We start from the raw sequence: 18,905 nt of genomic DNA on the forward strand, positions 1-18,905 counted from the left end.
GTGGGTGTTCAGTCTCTGGACAGCGACCCGTCACGCTCAGAAGCCCTCGATCCGGAGCTGGCGGATCCGGGCGTAGAGCGTCGTGCGGGAGAGGCCGAGCTCGCGCGCGGCCTGCACCTTGTTGCCGTCGGCGGCACGGAGGGCCACCACGATGGCATCGCGCTCGGCACGGTCGAGTGCGGACAGGTGGCGGACCGGCGTCGTCAGGCGGTAGCCCTCCGGCAGGTCGGAGACCGCGATCCCACCGCTTGAGCGGCACGCCGCAGCGTGCGCGATGACCGCCTTGAGCTCGCGCAGGTTGCCCGGCCAGCTGTGCGCCGCCAGGGCGTGGAGGGCGCCCGGGGTCAGGTGGACCGACTCGCTCGCGGCGACGTCACGCAGCATCGACGCGGCGAGGTCGCGCACCTCGTCGCGGCGCGCTCCCAGCGGGGTGAGCTCCTCGCGGACCGTCGCGGCTCCCGCCAGGACGGCGGCGCGACCCGTCAGCGACTCGACCGGGCCGCTCGTGAGGATCAGCTGGGGGCGCGACCGCTGGTCGACGGCCTCGATCACCAGGTCGAGCAGCTCGTCGCTGAGGAGGTCGATCCCGTCGACGACGACCGACCCCTCGCTGCGCCTCATGGCTCCGGCGAACTCCTTGGCCCAGGCGGCCTCGCCCTCGAGCAGGGCGGTCGCGGCGCGCATCACCTTCGTCGGGAGCACGGCCAGGTGGCGGGCCCGCGTCGACCGACCGGTGCCCGGCGGACCGGACACGAGGGTGGGAGCAGGAGCCCGCATGACCACCGTGGTCGAGATGGTCACCGGGGTGAGGTGCGGGCCGCTGGCCCGCTCGACCACGCGCAGCAGGACACCGCGACGCGCCCCCGACACCCGGGTGACCGTGACGTCGGCAGCGCGACCGGAGTCGAGGGTCAGCCGCAGGGCGCTCTCCCCCTTGCCCGGGGGGTCCTCGGCCAGCACGCGCAGCAGCGCGATGTCGGAGGGGCTGAGCAGGTCGGACGCGGCCTGGTTGCACATCACGATGTCCTCGCCGATGGCCAGCACGGCGTCGCGACAGTGACCCGACGCGGCCTGGAACGCCGCCAGCAGGCTCTTCTCCGACAGCCGGCTGCCGCCGAGCAGGCGCTCCTCGATGTCGTGCACGGCCCGGGCGATGAGGGGCGGGAGCAGCGGGCTCGCCCGGTCGACCACGGCCGAGATGTCCAGGACTCCCTCGATGCGCCGGGTGAGCGGGTGGCGGATGGGGTGCCCGTAGCAGCTGAAGCGGCGCAGCACCTCGGCGAAGTGCTCGGGACCGTTGATGAGGACGGGGTGCCTGGTCTCGAAGACCGTGCCGAGGGCGTTGGTGCCCACCGCGTCCTCGAGCAGGCTCGCGCCCTCGCGGAGGTTGAGCAGGTCGAAACCGTCGCGGGTCTGCGGGTCGTCGAACCAGCGCCGGACGACGCGGCACTCGCGGTCGCCCAGGATCGTCGAGTAGCCGGTGCCGACCAGGCTCTCCTCGAGCTGGTCGAGGACGGGCCCCGCCCCGACGAGCAGCGAGCTGTTGGGATCGATGTCGCGTGGGTCGAGTCGGCTGAACGGTCCGTCGTGCTCGACACCGGCCAGGCTGGCCCGGCGCCAGGACGCGGCGATGTCGGCGCGCCCGCCCGGCGGGTCGTCGTGCGTCGTGGCTGCGTGGGGCACCTGCACACGTCCTCTCCCAGGGTGTGCTCCTCGTCACACATCATGCACCCGCTGTCCACGGGCGCCTGTCCAGTTCTTGAACAGCCTCGAGGTGTGACGGGTGTCACGGTGGGGGTCCGCGAGCGCAGAGGAGACCCCATGAAGACCCAGGCAGCAGTCGTCGTCGAGGCCGGCAAGCCGATCGAGATCGAGGAGCTCACCCTCGACAAGCCGCGCGAGGGCGAGGTGCTGATCCAGTACACGCACGCCGGCCTGTGCCACTCCGACGTGCACGTGGCGCACGGCGACCTCGAGGCCCGGCTGCCGATGGTCCTGGGCCACGAGGGAGCGGGGATCATCCAGGAGGTCGGTCCCGGTGTCAGCCGCGTCAAGGTCGGCGACCACGTCGTCTGCTCGTTCATCCCCAACTGCGGCACCTGTCGCTACTGCGCCAACGGCCAGCAGTCGATCTGCGACATGGGCGCCACCATCCTCGAGGGCTACCTGCCCGGCGAGCGGTTCCCGATCACCGGCCCGCGCGGCGACTACGGCGCGATGTGCATGCTCGGCACCTTCAGCCAGTACGGCGTGATCCACCAGAACTCGTGCGTGAAGGTCGACGACGACCTGCCCCTCGAGAAGGCGGTCCTCGTGGGCTGCGGCGTGCCGACCGGCTGGGGCGCTGCGGTCAACACCGCCGCGGTGAAGGCGGGCCAGACCGTCCTGGTCGTCGGCATCGGCGGCATCGGCATCAACGCCGTCCAGGGCGCGCGTCTCGCCGGGGCGAAGAACATCATCGCGATCGACCCGCTGGAGAACAAGCGCGAGAAGGCGATGGAGCTCGGCGCCACCCACAGCTTCGCCAGCACCGACGAGGCCATGGAGGCGATCACCGACATGACCCGCGGGCAGATGGCCGACTCGGCCATCCTGACGCCCGGGCTGATGACGTCCGAGATCGTGGCCGGCGGCTTCCACGCCGTGGGCAAGGGCGGCGTCGTCGTGCTGACCGGCCTCAACAAGCTGATGGAGCAGAACATCGAGCTCCCCGGCTCGATCATGACCCTGTTCCGCAAGACCCTGAAGGGCAGCCTCTTCGGCGACTGCAACCCCACCACGGACATCCCGCGTCTCCTCGGGCTCTACCAGAGCGGTGACCTCAAGCTGGACGAGATCATCACGCGCACCTACACGCTCGACCAGGTCAACGAGGGGTACGACGACCTGCTGGCCGGCAAGAACGTCCGCGGCGTCGTCGTCCACAGCCACAACTGAGGGTGCCGGAGACCGTGACACAGACGTCCTCCGTGGGTGCGGCCGCTGCCGCCGTGCCCACGGAGGTCATCGAGCGCGCCGCCGAGGCCGAGCTGCTCGAGGCGGCGCTCCTCAGCGGCGCCCACGTGCTGCTGGAGGGCCCCCCGGGCACCGGGAAGTCGACCCTGCTGCGCCGCGTCGCCACCGGGCGACGGATCCCGTTCGTGATGGTCGAGGGCAATGCGGAGCTGACCCCGTCGCGCCTCATCGGCCACTTCGACCCCGCCCTCGTGCTGTCCAAGGGCTACGTCCCGGAGATCTTCGAGGACGGGCCGCTGCTCGAGGCGCTGCGCAGCGGTGGGCTGCTCTACGTCGAGGAGCTCAACCGGATCCCGGAGGAGACCCTCAACGTCCTGCTGACCGCGATGTCCGAGCTGGAGATCACCGTCCCGCGCCTCGGCCGGGTCGCCGCCGCGCCGGGCTTCGCGCTGGTCGCGGCGATGAACCCCTTCGACGCCGTCGGCACGGCGCGCGTCTCCGGAGCGCTCTACGACCGCACCTGCCGGATCTCGATGGACTACCAGTCCGCGCAGGCCGAGCAGGCGATCGTCGGGCTCCGGACGTCCGACCTCGACCCCGCCTGGCGGGCCCGGGTCGTCGAGCTCGTCCGCAGCACCCGGGACCACGACGACATCCGGTTCGGGTCGTCGGTCCGGGGCGCGATCGACGTGGCCCGGCTCTCGGTCGAGCTGGGTCGCCTGCGGGGCACCACCACGGACGACTGGCACGTCGGGCTCGCCGCCGCCAAGGCATCGCTCTCGGGTCGGATCCGCCTGCAGGACGGGTGCGATCGGTCCCCGGAGCAGGTCGTCACCGAGCTGTACGTCGCCGTGTTCGGCGCCGAGCCGTCCGCCGACTCCCCCGACCCGAGCGACCCCGGCAGTGCAGAGGGGTCGCCGGGGGAACCCTGAGCCCGCCCCCCGGGGCGGGCGGCACCCCACCACCGACGAAGCCCGAGTCGCGCCAGCGCCGCTCGGCCCCCCGCACCACGGGTCGTTCCGAGCTGTCCAGGAACCCCACCTTCGCCGAGCTGTCTCCCGAGGTGGGCGAGCTGGACCTCGAGGCGCTCGACGACGCGCTGCGCAGCGATCCCGACGACACCCTGACCCTCCTGGTCGAGATGTCGCACGCGACCGACGAGCGCCTGCGCGCCGCCGTACGCCGCCTGGCGCCCCGGCTGATCCTCGACCAGACGCGCCGCGGGATCCCGCGCAACCGCGGGGTCGCCAAGCCCCGGCCGGTGCCGGCGCACCGGGGCGGCGACCTGGACCTCGACCGCTCGATGGATGCGATCGTCGGGGCCCGCGCCGAGGCGCGGATGCCGTCGCTCGACGACATGACCTCGGTGCAGTGGAGCCGCCCCGACCTGGCCCTGTGCCTGGTGATCGACCAGTCCGGCTCGATGAGCGGCGCCCGCCTCACCACCGCCGCGGTGGCCGGGGCGGCGTGCCTCACGTATGCGCCGCAGGAGCACGCGGTGCTGGCCTTCGCCGGCAGCACCGCCGTGCTGAAGCCGATCTCCGAGACGTCGCGGCCGACCGCGACCATCGAGCGGGTGCTCGCTCTGCGCGGGCACGGCACCACCGGACTGGCCGACGCCCTGCGCCAGGCCCACGTCCAGCTGGCCGGCGCCCGCGCGCGCCGCCGGGTCGTGCTGCTCCTGTCCGACTGCCGCGTCACCGACGAGGTCGACGCCACGCCCGCAGCGCGGGCCCTCGAGGAGCTCGTGATCCTGGCTCCTGCCGAGGACGACGACGAGGCCCGCCGGCTGGCACGCGACAGCGGGGCCCGCGTCGCTCCTGTCGGCTCGGTCCTCGACGTCCCGGCCGCGCTCAACGCCATGCTCGCCGATGACCGGGTCCACACGCCGGGCCGGTAGATTCGGGCGGTGCCCGACACCCGCCCCCGCCGTACGTTCGCCGTCATCAGCCACCCCGACGCGGGCAAGTCGACCCTCACCGAGGCGCTCGCCCTGCACGCCCGGGTGATCACCGAGGCCGGCGCGGTCCACGGCAAGGGCGACCGGCGCGCCACGGTCTCGGACTGGATGGCGATGGAGAAGGCCCGCGGCATCTCGATCACGTCGGCCGCACTGCAGTTCGTCTACCGCGACCACGTGATCAACCTCGTCGACACCCCCGGCCACAGCGACTTCTCCGAGGACACCTACCGCGTGCTCTCGGCCGTCGACTCCGCCGTGATGCTGGTCGACGCGGGCAAGGGGCTCGAGCCGCAGACGCTCAAGCTCTTCAAGGTCTGCGCCCTGCGCGGCATCCCCGTCATGACGGTGATCAACAAGTGGGACCGTCCCGGTCTCTCGGCGCTCGAGCTGATGGACCTCATCCAGGAGAAGATCAAGCTCCGGCCCACTCCCCTGACCTGGCCCGTCGGCGAGGCCGGCGACTTCCGCGGCGTGCTCGACCGTCGTACGGGTGAGTTCGTGAAGTACACCCGCACCGCCGGCGGTGCGACCCGCGCGCCCGAGCGCCGGATGGCCGCCGACGAGGTCGACGAGATCGACGCCGCGCTGTGGGCGGACGCGGTCGAGGAGCACGAGCTGCTCGGCCTCGACGAGGCCGACCACGACCAGGACCGCTTCCTCGCCGGCGAGACCACGCCCGTCATGTTCGCCTCGGCGCTCCAGAACTTCGGCGTCGCGCAGCTGCTCGACCTGCTGCTCGACATCGCGCCCGACCCCAGCCCCACCGAGGGCGTCGACGGCTCCGTCCGCAAGGTCGAGGACGACTTCAGCGCCTTCGTCTTCAAGGTGCAGTCCGGCATGAACAACGCCCACCGCGACCGGCTCGCCTACGCGCGCGTCGTGTCCGGCGCCTTCGAGCGCGGCATGGTGGTCACCCACGCGTCGACCGGTCGGCCGTTCGCCACCAAGTTCGCCCAGTCGGTCTTCGGCCGCGACACGCAGTCGGTCGAGACCGCCGAGCCGGGCGACATCATCGGCTTCGTCAACGCGCAGTCCCTGCGGGTCGGCGACACGGTCTACGTCGGCGACCCGATCGAGTACCCGCCGGTCCCGAGCTTCGCCCCCGAGCACTTCGTCACGGCCAGCGCCGGCGACATCGGCCGCTACAAGCAGTTCCGCCGCGGCATCGAGCAGCTCGACCAGGAGGGCGTGGTCCAGGTCCTGCGCTCCGACCTGCGCGGCGACCAGAACCCCGTCCTGGCGGCGGTCGGCCCGATGCAGTTCGAGGTGGTCGAGGACCGGATGACCAACGAGTTCAACTCCCCCATCAGGTTCTCGCGGCTCGACTACCAGGTCGCGCGGCGCACGGACGCGGCCGGTGCTGCGGCGCTGGCCGGGGTGCGCGGCGTCGAGGTGCTCCAGCGCAGCGACGGCACCTACCTCGCGCTCTTCGTCGACCAGTGGCGCGCCATGGTCACCGCGCGCGACAACCCCGACCTGATGCTCGAGGCCCTGCCTGCCGGCGGCAGCTGACCCTCTCCTTGACCATTTCTCCGATTGACACCTCCGGGCGTCGGGGCGCTGACTGGACGGGACCGCATCCCCTCCGAAGGAGCACACCCATGCCGCTGTCCCCCGGCCGGCTCACCCTCACCCTGCTCGCGTCCACCGCAGTCTGGGTGGCGACCACCCAGCCCGCGACCGCGATCGTCGGTGGTGCCCCCGACGCGGGCGAGCACCCCTATGTCGGGCAGCTCCTCTTCTACGTGCCCGACGCCGCCGACTCGCGCTTCACCGATCCTGGCGGCTGGTTCACCTGCAGCGGCACCCTCGTCGACGCCGACACGGTCGTCACGGCCGGGCACTGCACCTATGCCGTCGGCGTCGACGGCTCGGTCCCGGCGAACCCCCTCAAGGGCGGCACCGACGTGTGGTTCTCCGTCGAGGAGGTGCCCGACTTCGACATCCTGCCGGCGAGCTCCACCTTCGTCCCGGACGGCAACGACGCGCGTTACACGGCCTGGTCGACCGCGCTCGACGCGAGCACCACGTGGCACCAGACGGCGTCGACGTTCACCCACCCCGACTACGTCGACGCGGCGTTCCTGCTGCACGACGTCGCCGTCCTCGAGCTGAGTGAGCCGGTGACCCTGCCTGAGTACGGCTCCCTGCCCGAGGCCGACTACCTCGACACCTACTACTCCAAGGCGGCCAAGCAGACGGGTCTCTTCGAGTCCGTGGGCTACGGCCTCGAAGGCAGCAGCCCCAAGTCGTCCGTCGGCGGCGACACCCGGCGCAAGGCGGACCGGCGACTGACGAGCTTCAAGGGCGCCTACGGCTACAAGGACATCTCGGTGCAGTTCAGCCACGCCGGTCGCGGCACCACCGGTGGCACCTGCTTCGGCGACTCCGGTGGTCCGACGTTCGACATCTCCACTCCCTTGCTGGCCGAGCAGAACCTCGTCGTGGCCGTCACGTCGTTCGGCCTCAACGCCAACTGCAACGCGAGCGGCAGCTATCGCCTCGACCAGCCCGACGACATCGCCTTCCTGGAGGACCCCGCGGGGGCCTACGGGTCCTGACCGCGTCAGGACTCGTGGACACACTCCCCGTCGATCCAGGTCGACCGCACCCGCGCAGCACCGATCTCCTCCGGTGACGCGAGCGGATCGCGGTCCAGCACGACGAGGTCGGCGACGGCGCCGGGACTGATGGTCCCGGCGTCGTCGCGGTGGTTCACCCAGGCGGATCCGCTCGTGTAGGCGGCGAAGGCCACCTCGATGGGCAGCGCCTGCTCGGGCAGGAACGGCACCGTGCCCGCCGGCGCCGGTTCGTCGTACGACGTCCGGTGCACGGCGGTGTGGATCGCCGCGAGCGGGTCGGGCGTGCTCACCGGCCAGTCGCTCCCCGCGACGAGCCGCGCGCCGGCGGCGTGCAGGTCGCCGAAGGGGTACTGCCGGGCGGCCCGCTCGGCCCCGAGGAACGGGATGGTGAGCTCGGTCATCTGGTCGTCGTGGCACGCCCAGAGCGCCTGGATGTTGGCCGCGACGCCCAGCTCGCCGAAGCGCGGGACGTCGTCGGGGTGCACGAGCTGGAGGTGGGCGATGTGGTGCCGCCGCGCGCGATCGGTGCCCTCGAGGGAGTCGAGCGCCTCGCGCACGCTGCGGTCGCCCAGCCCGTGGAAGTGGACCTGGAAGCCCTGGGCGTCGAGCTCTCGGACGTGGCCCCGCAGGCTCACCGGGTCCACGAAGGAGATGCCGGTGTTGCGGGTGGCGTGGCCGCAGCGGTCGAGGTAGGGCTCGACGAGCGCCGCGGTGCCGTTCTCGGCAACCCCGTCCTGCATGATCTTCACCGCCGTGGCCGAGAACCGGCCGCTCGTCCAGGCCGCACGCCGGGCGACGAGGTCCGCGACCTGCTCGCTGCCGCGGTCCCGGTCCCACCAGAGCGCCCCGACCACCGTCCCGGTGAGGGTGCCTGCCGCGGCGGCCCGGGCGTACGTCGGGCCGGCGTCGCGCATCCCCGAGTAGGCACCGACGATCGCGTCCTGCCAGCTGGTGACACCCAGCGAGTGGAGGTGGCGTTGACCCTCGAGGAACCCCGCATACATCTGGTCGTCGTCGGCCACCGGGAGGACGTGCGCGAGCAGGCCCATCGCGCCCTCGTGCAGCACCCCGGTCGGTCGGCCGTCGGCGCTGCGCTCGACGTGACCGTCGGCGGGGTCCGGCGTCGCGGCGGTGATCCCGGCGACCTGGAGCGCCCGCGAGCTCACCCACATCCCGTGGTGGTCGCGGTTGGCGAGGGCCACCGGCCTGTCCGGCACCGCCTCGTCGAGCTCGGCAGCGGTCGGCAGGCCGCCGGGAAAGGCGGCCATCGCCCAGCCACCGCCCTCGATCCAGTCCAGCTCGGGGTGCGCATCGGCGTACGCCCGGATGTGCGCGAGGTAGGCGCCGGACTCCGCCGGCAACGCACTGAGGTCACAGCTCAGCCGCTCGAGCCCGCCCTGGACGGGGTGGACGTGGGCGTCGGTGAAGCCGGGCAGGAGCAGTCCGCCGGCCGCATCGACGACCCTCGCGCCGGACGGGACCGCGTCGACGCCGACGCCCGTGATCCTGCCGTGCTCCACGACCACGTGCCCGATCCGACCCCGGTGGCGGTGGCCGTCGAAGACGGCAGCGTTCGCGAAGACAGTGGCACTCACCCCCGCACGATATCGATCAGTCGCGGTGCGGCGGGTCGACCTGGGACCGCTGTGAGCGCCGGTCCTCGACGCGATCCAGCACGCGGCGCCAGGCCTCGCTCTCCGCCACCAGACGGCCGATCAGCGAGCTGAGCACCAGGACGCCGGCGAACGCGACGAGCCACGAGGCCGCGGCGAGGATCAGCCCGAAGCTGCCGAACTGCGCCACCGACGACCGCGTGTAGGGCGGCATCACCACACCGGACCCGACGAAGAGGAGCAGGCTCGCGGCCGTGGTGATGAGCGCCGCGGGCAGCAGCTGGCCCCAGGACCGCACGCCCGAGAGCATGAAGTGCATGCTCCACCACCAGAAGGCGACCTGCATCGCGACCGAGAGCACCGGGATCCAGAGGTTCCCGCCCAGGAGCCCGTCGGGCCACCGGGCGAGCAGCGCCACGCCGAGCAGGTAGCTCAGCCAGACCGGCAGCCACACCACGCTCCGTTGGATCCGGCCGGTGCTGTCCTCCTTCGCGACCTCGAAGACGCGCGCATACATGCGTTGCAGGGCCCGGGAGAAGCTCGTGGCCGAGACCAGCGCGACGAGGAAGCCGAAGACGCCGGTGTTGCTCTCGATCGACGGCGAGTCCACGAGCTCCTCCGCCGGGCGGAGGTCGCCGGACGCCAGGCCCATGGTCTCCCGCACGTGGTCGACGACGGCGCCGGCGAAGTCCTGGGGGGCGTAGGCGGCGAGGACCACCAGGAAGGGCAGGAGGGCCAGCAGGGCCTGGGCGCCGAGGGCAAGGGACCGGTCGACGAGCTCGATGCGGGTCAGCTCGGCCACCAGTCGGCGCACCCACGGCAGTCGGTCCGCCTGGGCCTGCCGGTGCGCGACCTGCCGCGCCAGCCAGCCGGTCGGCTCCGGGCGCCGGCCGGCTTGGGCGAGCCCTCGGCCTCGTCGGGACATGCCAGTGATCCTCACGGCCGACCACACCCGTGCCCTCACCTTGTCCGGGTGATGCCGGGTGCGGTCTTCGCCACGAAGGTGGGTGGAGCGGCACACGTCAACCAGGGAGGTGCCCCATGCCCGAGTCCTCCATCACGGCCGACTCCGCCGACGGCCGTCGGTTCGGCTTCGCCGGCGTCGGAGCCGACGCGCTGCGATCCGGCGACCTCGTGGTCCTGTCCCCGGGCTCCGGCCGGATCCTCGGCCAGGTCACCGACCCCGCCCGCGCCGGCGCCGACGGGTACGGACAGGTGCTCGGCGGGATCGACGGTGACCGGCTCGACCACCTCCCCCAGCCCCCGTTCGCCTCGGCCGCGGTGGCACCTGCAGGTCACCCGGAGCTCCAGCTCCTCCAGGCCTCGAGCGGCGCCGGGCTGCCGGTCGGCACCTGGACCTCGGGCGACACCGGCGCGGACGCGCGGCTGCGCGCCCAGGGGTTCGGCAGGCACACGTTCCTGTGCGGGCAGAGCGGCTCGGGGAAGACCTATGCCCTCGGCGTGCTGCTCGAGCAGGTGCGGCTGCACACCGGGCTGCGGATCGTGGTGCTGGACCCCAACGCCGACTACGTCCGGATGAACCAGGTGCGCCCCGGCGTGCCCGACGACGTGGCCGCCGCCTGGCAGGAGCGGGGACCGGTCACCGTGCTCGGTTCCGACGCCAGTGGCGCCGAGCCGCTGCGGCTCCGCTTCGCCACCATGCCCCGGGCCGCCCAGGCTGCGGTGCTGCGGCTGGATCCGCTGCGCGACCGCGGCGAGTACAACCTGTTCGTACGCCTCATGGGACACGGCAGGACCGCCGGGGTGGCGACCGTCGTGGCCGAGCTCGCCGCGGGCACGCCCGACGAGCGGGCCCTCGCGCAGCGCATGGAGAACCTCGGACTCCTCGACTGGGAGGTGTGGGCCGCGGGGCAGACATCGGCGGCCGAGGTGGTGGACGCCGGGGCCTCGATGACCGTGCTCGACCTCAACGGCTTCAAGGACCCGCACGAGTCCACCGCCGTGTGCCTCGACCTCGTCGAGCACCTCTGGGCGCGGCGCGCCGACCGCACCCCGACCCTGCTCGTCCTCGACGAGGCACACAACCTGTGCCCGGCCGAGCCCTCGGGGACCATGCAGGCCGCCCTCGTCGACCGGCTCATCCAGATCGCGGCCGAGGGGCGGAAGTACGGCCTCTGGCTGCTCCTCTCGACGCAGCGCCCCTCCAAGCTGCACCCCCAGGTGCTGTCCCAGTGCGACAACCTGGTCCTCATGCGGATGAACTCGCGCGCGGACCTCGCGGAGCTGGCCACGGTGTTCGGGTCCGTGCCGCACGAGATGCTGGACGCGTCCCCGACCTTCACGCAGGGGGAGGCACTGGTCGCCGGCCCGCTGGCGCCCGTCCCGACGCTGCTCCGGATGGGTGACCGCATCACCGTCGAGGGTGGCAGCGACGTCCGGGTGCCCGACAGGTCCTGATGGCCGCCCCGAGGGTTCGCTCCCACCTGGGTGCCGGCGACGGCGCCCGGCTCCTCGTCGCCTGGCTCGCGTCGGCGGGGTCCCTCGGCGTGGCCGCATGGCTCCTGCCGGGTCTCGAGGTCGACTCGTTCCGGTCCCTGCTGCTCGCGTCTGCCGTCACCGGCGTCGTCGGACTGCTCGTGCGTCCGGCGCTCGTGCGCGTGACGGCGTACGTCGGCTGGATCGCGGTGCTGCTCGCCGGCCTGCTCGGCCAGGCGCTGGTCACCTACGTAGCGCTGCAGCTCGTCCCGGGCGTCTCCACGACGGTGTCGGCGGCCGTCGCCGCGGCCTGGATCGTCGCCGCGACCGGGAGCGCGGTTGCCTGGCTCGGCATCGCCGGCACGGACGACGCCTTCGTCTCGGCTCTCGTGCGCCGCCTGCCACCGGCGGCGACCGTGGAGGATCCCGACGTCGACGGGATCGTCTTCGTCCAGGCCGACGGCGTGCCGTTCCCCGTCCTCCAGTGGGCGATCCAGGCCGGGGCGACGCCGACGATGCGGCGGTGGGTGACCGGTGGCACCCACGTGCTGCGGGAGTGGACGCCCCAGCTGCCCTGCACGACGCCCGCCAGCCAGCTGGGGATCCTGCACGGCACGGTCGACCGTGTCCCGGCCTTCCGGTGGTACGACCGCGAGCTCGGACGGCTGCTCGTCGCCAACCGCCCGGCGGACGCCGCCGTCATCGAGGCGCGCGCGAGTGACGGTCGCGGACTGCTCGCCGACGACGGCCTGTCGGTGTCCAACCTCTTCACCGGTGACGCGCCGCGGTGGTTCCTGACGATGAGCCGCGCCCGGGTGGCCCGCGGGTCGGCCCACAACCGCCGTACGGTCGCCGGCTTCCTCGCCGACCCGCAGGGGCTGATGCGCGGGCTCGTGCACACCGTCGCCGAGATCGCCAAGGAACGTTTCCAGGCACGGGGCCAGGTGCGCCGCGACCTCACGCCCCGGGTGCACCGCGGCTGGACCTTCGCGGGGCTGCGTGCCGTGACCAACGTCCTGATGCGGGACCTCAACACCTCGATCGTCGCCGAGGAGATGCGTCGAGGCAGGCGGTCCATCTATGTCGACTACGTCGACTACGACGAGATCGCCCACCACGCCGGGATGTTCCGACCGGAGTCCCTGGCTGCGCTCGACGGCGTCGACCGGGTGCTGGGCACCCTGGAGCGCCTGGCCGCCACGGCACCCCGCCGCTACCACTTCGTCGTGCTCTCCGACCACGGCCAGTCGCAGGGCCAGCCCTTCGCCGAGCGCCACGGCACCGACCTCGCCGGGCTCTGCGCGCGACTCATGGAGGAGCAGGTCGAGTCGGTCGACGCCCCTGTCGAGGGCTGGGGCCGCGCGGACGCCGTCGCCGAGGAGATGGCGGCGCCGGGGATCAAGGGTCACCTGGCCGGGCGTGCTGCCGACGTGACGCGCCGCCACCTGGGCGACGAGAGGGAAGACGACCAGCGCGGCGCGCCGGCCGTGAGCGTGCTCGGTTCCGGCAACCTCGGGCTGCTCTACGTCCACGGTCCCACGCGTCTCACGCTCGACGAGCTGTCCCTCCGGTGGCCGGACCTGATCCCCGGGGTCAGCAACCACGCGGGGATCGGATTCGTGGCGGGCATCGACGTCGCGGGGCGCCCCTGGGCCATCGGCCGCACCGGGCGGATCGCCCTCGACTCCCTCGAGGTGGAGGGCACCGACCCCATGGCGGCGTACGGCGAGCACGCGGCGCGCGTGCTGCGGCGAGCGGTGCTGATGCCCGAGGCCCCCGACCTCTACGTCAACAGCACCGTCGACGAGGGCACCCTCGACATCGCCGCCTTCGAACCCCTGGTCGGGGCCCACGGAGGGTTGGGCGGCTGGCAGGACCGGGCCATGTTCCTGGTGCCCCGGGAGCTGCTCGGATCACTGCCCGAGGGCCGGATCGAGGGCGCGGACCACCTGCACCGTGTGCTGGTCGGGATGCTGACCTCGCTGGGCCACCGCGACGGGATCGACCTCTGAGGAGGTGCTGCGGTCGGGTACTGGTCAGACGGGATCGGTGTACGAGACCGGCGTGCCGGTGGCGTGGGCATGGGCGATCTCCCTGCGCGTCGACTCGCCGACGTATCCGCCGGGGTTGACGACCAGGACCCGGTCGGCCAGGTCGATCTTGTGCAGGTGGAGCGCGTCGAGCACGACCTTCTGCTCCTCGGTGACCACCTCGTCCGCCTCTCCCGGTGCGACGACGATGACCCCTGCGTAGGTCAGGTCGCGGTTGGCCGCACGCATCTCGGCCACGAACCGCGCAGAGCCGCAGATGCAGACGATCTCAGGTCGGTCGGGCACGGCTCGCTCCTTCGGTAGGACGGCAAACGTCAGGGTGCAGGGTGACATCCTGCTCACCGGGTTCGTCCGGCGCCACGGCCTCAGTCGCGTGGGGGGTCGGAGCGCGCGACGCCGATCCGGTTGTTGACGAGCCGTGCGACCACAGCGACGAACACCACGTTGACGCCCAGGTGGAGCGTGGTCACCGCGCGGGCGAGCTGTCCGGTGGGGTGGATGTCGCCGTAGCCGACGGTGGTCATCGTGGTCGCCGCGTAGTAGAGGGCGTCCAGCTTGGTGACGATGCCCGACATCTGGCCGTCGCTCCGCACGGCCAGCGTGTAGTAGGTCAGGGCGAAGACGAGGAGCGTGAGCTCGAGCAGGATCACGAGGTGCGGGGCGCGCAGGCGTCCCCCACCGCCGCGCAGCTCCGCGGCGAGCTCCCTGACGACCAGCGCGACGATGAAGGCCGCGCTGAGCACGGTGATCGCCAGGTTGACGCCCAGCCGGACCGGGGCGTCCCCCGAGCTCACCGGGACCGTGAAGTAGCACACGAGCACTGCCACGAGGACGAGCACGACGACCAGCGGCCCACGTCGGTGGTGCGGGGCCGTCGTGTCGGGCGTCAGTCCCGTGGGCATGAGGTTCTCCTGGTCGTGCCGGAGTCAGTCCGGAAGGCGTCGCATCTCGATGACGTCGATGCCGAAGGTCTGGAAGCGACCGAGCACCCCGTGCAGGTGTGCGGCGTCCTCGATCTCACCGAAGAGCGCGGTTCCGCCCATCGGCCCGGGGGTCGAGGTCAGCTCCGGGAAGGACGCGAGGACCGCGCCCGAGGGGCGCTCGGCGATCAGGAACTCGTAGCGCACGACAGGGTGGTGTTGCCGTTGCTCGGTCACGCGCATGCTCCTCTCACGGTGCTTCGCCCCATCGTCGGTGCGCCGACGGGCCGCGACGTCATCCGTTGCGGGTGAACGTCGACGGTGGTGGCCGGGTCGGCCTGCCTGTCTGGACAGCAACGCGGAGCCGCTGTGAGTCCCACTATCCTGCAACGCGGGGGACGGAGGCCGGAGGTGGACGCGTCGCGAGCGCGGGTGCTGCGCGCGAAGCTGTTGCCTCCCGCGCTCCCCGGGTCCGTGCTCGTGCGGCAACGCCTGGTGGACCGGCTCGCCACCCTCCTCGACCCCGACGGCGACGCCCGCCTCGGCCTGGTCACAGGACCGGCCGGCTTCGGCAAGACGACGCTCCTCAGCAAGTTCGCCACCCATGCGGAGAAGTCCGGGGTCCGCCTCGCGTGGTGCTCGCTCGACCATCGCGACGCCGACACCTTCCGCTTCTGGTCCTGCGTGCTGGCCGCCCTCTCGGTGGCCGACGCCGGCCTGTCCGCCAGCCTCGCCGGGGTGCCCGCGCCCCGCCGCGCGGGGAACGAGGACTTCGTCACCACCCTGCTCGAGGCGGTCGACGACCGACCGTCCGTGCTGGTCCTGGTGCTGGAGAACGTGCACGAGATCGCCGACCAGGGAGTCCTGCGCGACCTCGACCACCTGCTCAGCCGCGCGTCGACCGGACTGCGGATCCTGCTCTCGAGCCGCTCCGACCCGCCGCTGGTCGCGCTGCAGGCCGCCAAGGTCTCCTGCCGCCTGACCCAGCTGCGCGTCCACGACCTCGCGTTCACCGAGGACGAGACGGTGACGTGGTGCCGGGACCTCGAGGTCGAGCAGCGCCGGGCGGTGTGGAGCCGGACCGAGGGCTGGCCGGCGATGGTCCGCCTGATGGAGATCGCCATGCGCTCGGGAGCCGTGGACGTCGAGGGGACGCCCTGGGACACCGGCCTGGCCGACTACCTCTTCACCGAGATCATGCGTCGACAACCCGAGACGGCCCAGCAGGGACTCATGCGGCTCGCCGTCCCGCACACCATCCCGCTCGACCTCGCCGTCGAGCTGAGCGGTCTCACCGACGCCGGCCACCTCCTCGAGCTGGTGTGCCAGAGCACCGGGCTGATCTCGCTGGTGGCGCAGCCCGGCCCGACAGCGCCGACCTACCGCATGCACCCGATGCTGCGTGCCTACCTGCACGGTGAGCTGACCCGCCGCGACATCGTGGCCGAGCGCCTCGCGCAGCGGCAGAGCGCTCGCTGGTGCCTCGCCGCCGGCTTCGGGCTGGACGCGCTCCGCCACTCCACCGCGGTTGCTGATCCTGCCTTCCAGGAGTCCGTCGTGCGGGCGGTGGGCCCCGGCCTCGTCAACGACGGAGAGGGCGCCCTGCTGCTCGCCGCGCTCGACCAGCCCGGGCGCCGCCGGGGCGAGGAGTCGGTGTGGACGACGGTGATCCGAGCGGCCGCGCTGCTCGACTGCGGCCGACTGGCCGAGGCAGCGGTCGCGCTGCAGGGGCTCGGGCCGGTCGAGGGCGACCAGGACGCCGACCTCGTGCTCGCGCACCGGGCCACCGAGGCGCACCTGCTCCGGCGTCGCGGGTCGTTCCTCGCCGTGCCGCCCGACACCGGCGAGGCGTCGGGGGCCGAGGACCCCGACCTCCGCCTGATGCTGGCCGTCCAGCGCGGTTCGGCCTGGGTCTGGCAGGGGGACCTCGACGCCGGTGAGGCCGAGCTGCTCCGGGGCATCGAGATCGCGCGTGGGCTGGGACGCGAGGCCGCCCTCATCGACTGCCTGGGCGTCCTGGGCGGCCTCCACTCCTCGCGGTCACGCTTCGACGCGATGGTGGTCGTCGCCCAGGAGGCGATCGACCTCGGTGAGGCGCACGGATGGGCGGACACGCCGCGCATGGCGTACCCCCACATCCTACGCGGGTGGAGTGCCTACCAGGACCTCGACGACGACCTGGCCCGCGCGCACGCGCACCTCGCCGAGGCCGCGGTCGAGAAGACCGCCGACCCGACCGTGCTGGCATCGGTCGCCGCCCTCAACGCCGCACTGTCCTACGACTCCCCCGCGACCGTGGTGGCGGGGCAGCAGGCCGACGACGCCACCGCGATGCACGACCTGGTGGTGGGCCTGCCCGGGCGCGAGGTCAACCCCGCCCTGGTGGTCTACGCCGCTCTGGGCGACGTCCGGATGAGCATCGAGATGCAGCGCCTGCCACGCGTCCACGAGGTGACGTCCCTGCTGCGCGCGCGCTTCGGCTCGTGCGGTGACGCGGACCTGATCGAGGCGATCCTGGCGGAGGCGACCGGCCGGCGTGCCGAGGCCCGCGCCCTGCTCGCGGGGCTGACGCGCGGCCCGCAGCGCCTCGTCGTACCCCTGGTCGAGGCCGAGGCGCTCGTCCTCGCCGCCACGCTGGCCCACGCCGACCACGACGCGTTCGTCGCCACCGACCTCGCGCGGCGTGCCCTCGACGTCGCTGCGCGGCTCCACGGGTTGCGGCCGCTCGTCGACTCCTACGCAGGGTTCCAGGACCTGCTGCGCGAGGGCGTGGGCCGCTGGGGCCGGCACGAGCCCCTGGTGGCGCGGGTCCTGGACTACGCAGGCAGCCCGACGACGGTCTCCTCCATCGCCCTGACCGCGCGCCAGCTCGAGGTGCTACGGGAGCTGCCGTCGCTGCACACCGTCGAGGAGATCGCGGCCATGCTCTACGTGTCGGTCAACACGGTGAAGACACACCTGCGCAGCCTCTACCGCAAGCTCGGGGTGACGTCGCGCCGCGACGCGGTGGCCGAGGCGCGACGTCTGTCCCTGCTCTGACAGGGGTCAGACGGCGAGCAGCTTCGCCTTCTGGGCGGCGAACTCCTCCTCCGACAGCACTCCGGAGTCCCGGAGCGCGGCGAGCTTGGTGAGGTCGTCCGCAGTGCTCGGTCCGCCGAAGTGCGCCCGGAGCGCGTCCTCGCGTGCCCTCACGTCCGCCACCTGGCGCTTGCGCATCCCGTCGCCGCGCACGCCGATGTAGACCAGCGCGGTGAGCAGCGGGAGGAGGATCAGGAGGAAGATCCATCCCGCCTTGCCCCAGCCCGAGAGGTCGTCACTGCGCAGGATGTCGCCGGTCAGGTTGATCAGCAGGAACAGCCAGGCGATGAAGAGGAAGAACCAGATCATCGTGAAGACCAGGCTCAGCAGTGGGTAGTTGTCCATGTCGATCCTTCTGCGTTGATGTCCCGATCAGGGACGGGTGAGCCGCACAGCTCGCGGCGCCCCCAGCATGGGAGCCTCGTGAGCGCGCCGGGTCATCCGTTGCGGGTGAGATGCAGGGGCGCGCCACGCTCAGGGGTCAGCCGGCCGTCGCGTCCTCGAGCGGCGCGGGGTCGCCCTCCGCAAGGAGCAAGCGGTACGACGCTCCGGCGATGAGCGCGCCGACGATCGGGGCGAGGATGAAGACCCACAGCTGGACGATGGCGTCCCCCCCGGCGAACAGCGCCGGGCCGATGGACCGCGCCGGGTTCACCGACGTGTTGGTCACCGGGATGCTGACGAGGTGGATGAGCGTGAGCGCCAGCCCGATGGCGATCGGTGCGAAGCCCTTGGGGGCGCGGGTGTCGGTGACGCCCAGGATGACGTAGAGGAAGACGGCAGTGAGGACGACCTCGATGACGAGGCCGGCGAGCAGGCTGTAGCCGCCGGGCGAGCGGTCGCCGAAGCCGTTCGTGGCGAAGCCCGAGGCAGACGCGGAGAAGCCGTCGCGTCCGCTGGCCACGACCCAGAGCACCGTGGCCGCGACGACCGCCGCGACGACCTGCGTGACGATGTAGGCGGGCGCCTCGCGCCAGGCGAACCGGCGGGCGGCAGCCAGCCCCAGCGTGACGGCCGGGTTGAAGTGGCCGCCGGACACGTGCCCGACGGCGTACGCCATGGTCAGCACGGTGAGACCGAAGGCAAGGGAGACGCCCACGAACCCGATGCCCAGCTGGGTCCCGTTGTCGTTGAGGAACTCGGCGGCGAGCACGGCGGAGCCGCACCCTCCGAGGACGAGGACGAACGTCCCGAGGAACTCGGCGGCCAGCTTCTGCGCGACGGTGGGGATGGTGGGCATGTCGACTCCGAGGGGTCAGCAGGTGGCGACCCGGTGGGCCGACCGGGCTTGTCCACCTGACACCGTG

Annotated in this window: 16 protein-coding genes; 8 read left to right on the top strand and 8 right to left on the bottom strand. The window is 72.5% G+C overall.

The features are described 5' to 3' along the window. Positions 1–36: 36 nt before the first annotated feature. On the bottom strand, positions 37–1,683 hold the full coding sequence (locus tag BM127_RS18245) for a sigma-54-dependent Fis family transcriptional regulator (protein ID WP_139227794.1): 1,647 nt from the start codon (positions 1,681–1,683) through the stop codon (positions 37–39). Positions 1,684–1,821: 138 nt separating this feature from the next. Here BM127_RS18245 and BM127_RS18250 point away from each other — a divergent pair, with 138 nt between their 5' ends. The 5 genes from BM127_RS18250 to BM127_RS18270 all read left to right on the top strand — a co-directional run bounded on the left by BM127_RS18250 (position 1,822) and on the right by BM127_RS18270 (position 7,479). Then, positions 1,822–2,937 (top strand): Zn-dependent alcohol dehydrogenase, encoded by a 1,116-nt coding sequence (locus tag BM127_RS18250; protein WP_091200906.1) that lies wholly within the window; start codon positions 1,822–1,824, stop codon positions 2,935–2,937. 14 nt (positions 2,938–2,951) lie between these two features. Next, the gene (locus tag BM127_RS18255) at positions 2,952–3,887 is read left to right on the top strand and encodes an AAA family ATPase (protein WP_175507448.1); all 936 of its coding nucleotides are present in this window, start codon (positions 2,952–2,954) and stop codon (positions 3,885–3,887) included. 131 nt (positions 3,888–4,018) lie between these two features. Beyond that, on the top strand, positions 4,019–4,855 hold the full coding sequence (locus tag BM127_RS18260; RefSeq protein WP_198554361.1) for a vWA domain-containing protein: 837 nt from the start codon (positions 4,019–4,021) through the stop codon (positions 4,853–4,855). A 9-nt stretch (positions 4,856–4,864) separates the two neighbouring features. Beyond that, positions 4,865–6,430, top strand: a complete 1,566-nt coding sequence (locus BM127_RS18265) for a peptide chain release factor 3 (RefSeq protein ID WP_091200910.1) — start codon at positions 4,865–4,867, stop codon at positions 6,428–6,430. Positions 6,431–6,519: 89 nt separating this feature from the next. Beyond that, positions 6,520–7,479: a trypsin-like serine protease gene (locus BM127_RS18270; RefSeq protein WP_091200912.1), complete on the top strand. Its 960-nt coding sequence runs from the start codon at positions 6,520–6,522 to the stop codon at positions 7,477–7,479. A gap of 5 nt (positions 7,480–7,484) precedes the next feature. Here BM127_RS18270 and BM127_RS18275 read toward each other — a convergent pair whose 3' ends face one another. Both BM127_RS18275 and BM127_RS18280 read right to left on the bottom strand, forming a co-directional pair. Continuing rightward, positions 7,485–9,095, bottom strand: coding sequence for an amidohydrolase (locus BM127_RS18275; protein WP_091200914.1), 1,611 nt, complete (start codon positions 9,093–9,095; stop codon positions 7,485–7,487). Between the two features lie 16 nt (positions 9,096–9,111). Beyond that, entirely contained in the window at positions 9,112–10,038 is a 927-nt protein-coding gene (locus tag BM127_RS18280; protein WP_091200916.1) for a hypothetical protein, read from the bottom strand. Between the two features lie 116 nt (positions 10,039–10,154). On the opposite strand from BM127_RS18280, the gene BM127_RS18285 reads away from it, so the two are divergent. Together BM127_RS18285 and BM127_RS18290 are read left to right on the top strand one after the other, a co-directional pair. Further along, positions 10,155–11,531 (top strand): ATP-binding protein, encoded by a 1,377-nt coding sequence (locus BM127_RS18285; RefSeq protein WP_091200918.1) that lies wholly within the window; start codon positions 10,155–10,157, stop codon positions 11,529–11,531. Further along, positions 11,531–13,561 (top strand): phage holin family protein, encoded by a 2,031-nt coding sequence (locus tag BM127_RS18290; RefSeq protein ID WP_091200920.1) that lies wholly within the window; start codon positions 11,531–11,533, stop codon positions 13,559–13,561. Before BM127_RS18285 ends, BM127_RS18290 begins: the two co-directional genes overlap by 1 nt. Positions 13,562–13,585: 24 nt before the next feature. Here BM127_RS18290 and BM127_RS18295 read toward each other — a convergent pair whose 3' ends face one another. From BM127_RS18295 to BM127_RS18305, 3 genes are all read right to left on the bottom strand, one after another. Continuing rightward, positions 13,586–13,885, bottom strand: coding sequence for a hypothetical protein (locus BM127_RS18295; protein WP_091200922.1), 300 nt, complete (start codon positions 13,883–13,885; stop codon positions 13,586–13,588). Between the two features lie 80 nt (positions 13,886–13,965). Then, entirely contained in the window at positions 13,966–14,502 is a 537-nt protein-coding gene (locus tag BM127_RS18300) for a potassium channel family protein (RefSeq protein WP_091200924.1), read from the bottom strand. Positions 14,503–14,526: 24 nt separating this feature from the next. Further along, the gene (locus BM127_RS18305) at positions 14,527–14,757 is read right to left on the bottom strand and encodes a hypothetical protein (RefSeq protein ID WP_198554362.1); all 231 of its coding nucleotides are present in this window, start codon (positions 14,755–14,757) and stop codon (positions 14,527–14,529) included. A gap of 174 nt (positions 14,758–14,931) precedes the next feature. Here BM127_RS18305 and BM127_RS18310 point away from each other — a divergent pair, with 174 nt between their 5' ends. Beyond that, the gene (locus BM127_RS18310) at positions 14,932–17,559 is read left to right on the top strand and encodes a LuxR C-terminal-related transcriptional regulator (RefSeq protein ID WP_175507450.1); all 2,628 of its coding nucleotides are present in this window, start codon (positions 14,932–14,934) and stop codon (positions 17,557–17,559) included. A gap of 6 nt (positions 17,560–17,565) precedes the next feature. On the opposite strand, the gene BM127_RS18315 is transcribed toward BM127_RS18310, so the two are convergent. After that, the gene (locus BM127_RS18315) at positions 17,566–17,943 is read right to left on the bottom strand and encodes an SHOCT domain-containing protein (protein ID WP_091200929.1); all 378 of its coding nucleotides are present in this window, start codon (positions 17,941–17,943) and stop codon (positions 17,566–17,568) included. A gap of 136 nt (positions 17,944–18,079) precedes the next feature. Then, on the bottom strand, positions 18,080–18,838 hold the full coding sequence (gene aqpZ, locus BM127_RS18320; protein WP_091200931.1) for an aquaporin Z: 759 nt from the start codon (positions 18,836–18,838) through the stop codon (positions 18,080–18,082). Positions 18,839–18,905 lie beyond the last annotated feature (67 nt).

The sequence above is a fragment of the Nocardioides alpinus genome, assembly GCF_900112035.1.
Taxonomy (GTDB): Bacteria; Actinomycetota; Actinomycetes; order Propionibacteriales; family Nocardioidaceae; genus Nocardioides; species Nocardioides alpinus.

What these genes read in the sequence shown, in the direction of transcription:
- BM127_RS18250 (WP_091200906.1), top strand. Translation starts at nt 1,822, where the DNA reads ATGAAGACCCAGGCAGCAGTCGTCGTCGAGGCCGGCAAGCCGATCGAG.
- BM127_RS18270 (WP_091200912.1), top strand. Translation starts at nt 6,520, where the DNA reads ATGCCGCTGTCCCCCGGCCGGCTCACCCTCACCCTGCTCGCGTCCACC.
- BM127_RS18280 (WP_091200916.1), bottom strand. Translation starts at nt 10,038, where the DNA reads ATGTCCCGACGAGGCCGAGGGCTCGCCCAAGCCGGCCGGCGCCCGGAG.
- BM127_RS18285 (WP_091200918.1), top strand. Translation starts at nt 10,155, where the DNA reads ATGCCCGAGTCCTCCATCACGGCCGACTCCGCCGACGGCCGTCGGTTC.
- BM127_RS18290 (WP_091200920.1), top strand. Translation starts at nt 11,531, where the DNA reads ATGGCCGCCCCGAGGGTTCGCTCCCACCTGGGTGCCGGCGACGGCGCC.
- BM127_RS18300 (WP_091200924.1), bottom strand. Translation starts at nt 14,502, where the DNA reads ATGCCCACGGGACTGACGCCCGACACGACGGCCCCGCACCACCGACGT.
- BM127_RS18315 (WP_091200929.1), bottom strand. Translation starts at nt 17,943, where the DNA reads ATGGACAACTACCCACTGCTGAGCCTGGTCTTCACGATGATCTGGTTC.
- aqpZ (WP_091200931.1), bottom strand. Translation starts at nt 18,838, where the DNA reads ATGCCCACCATCCCCACCGTCGCGCAGAAGCTGGCCGCCGAGTTCCTC.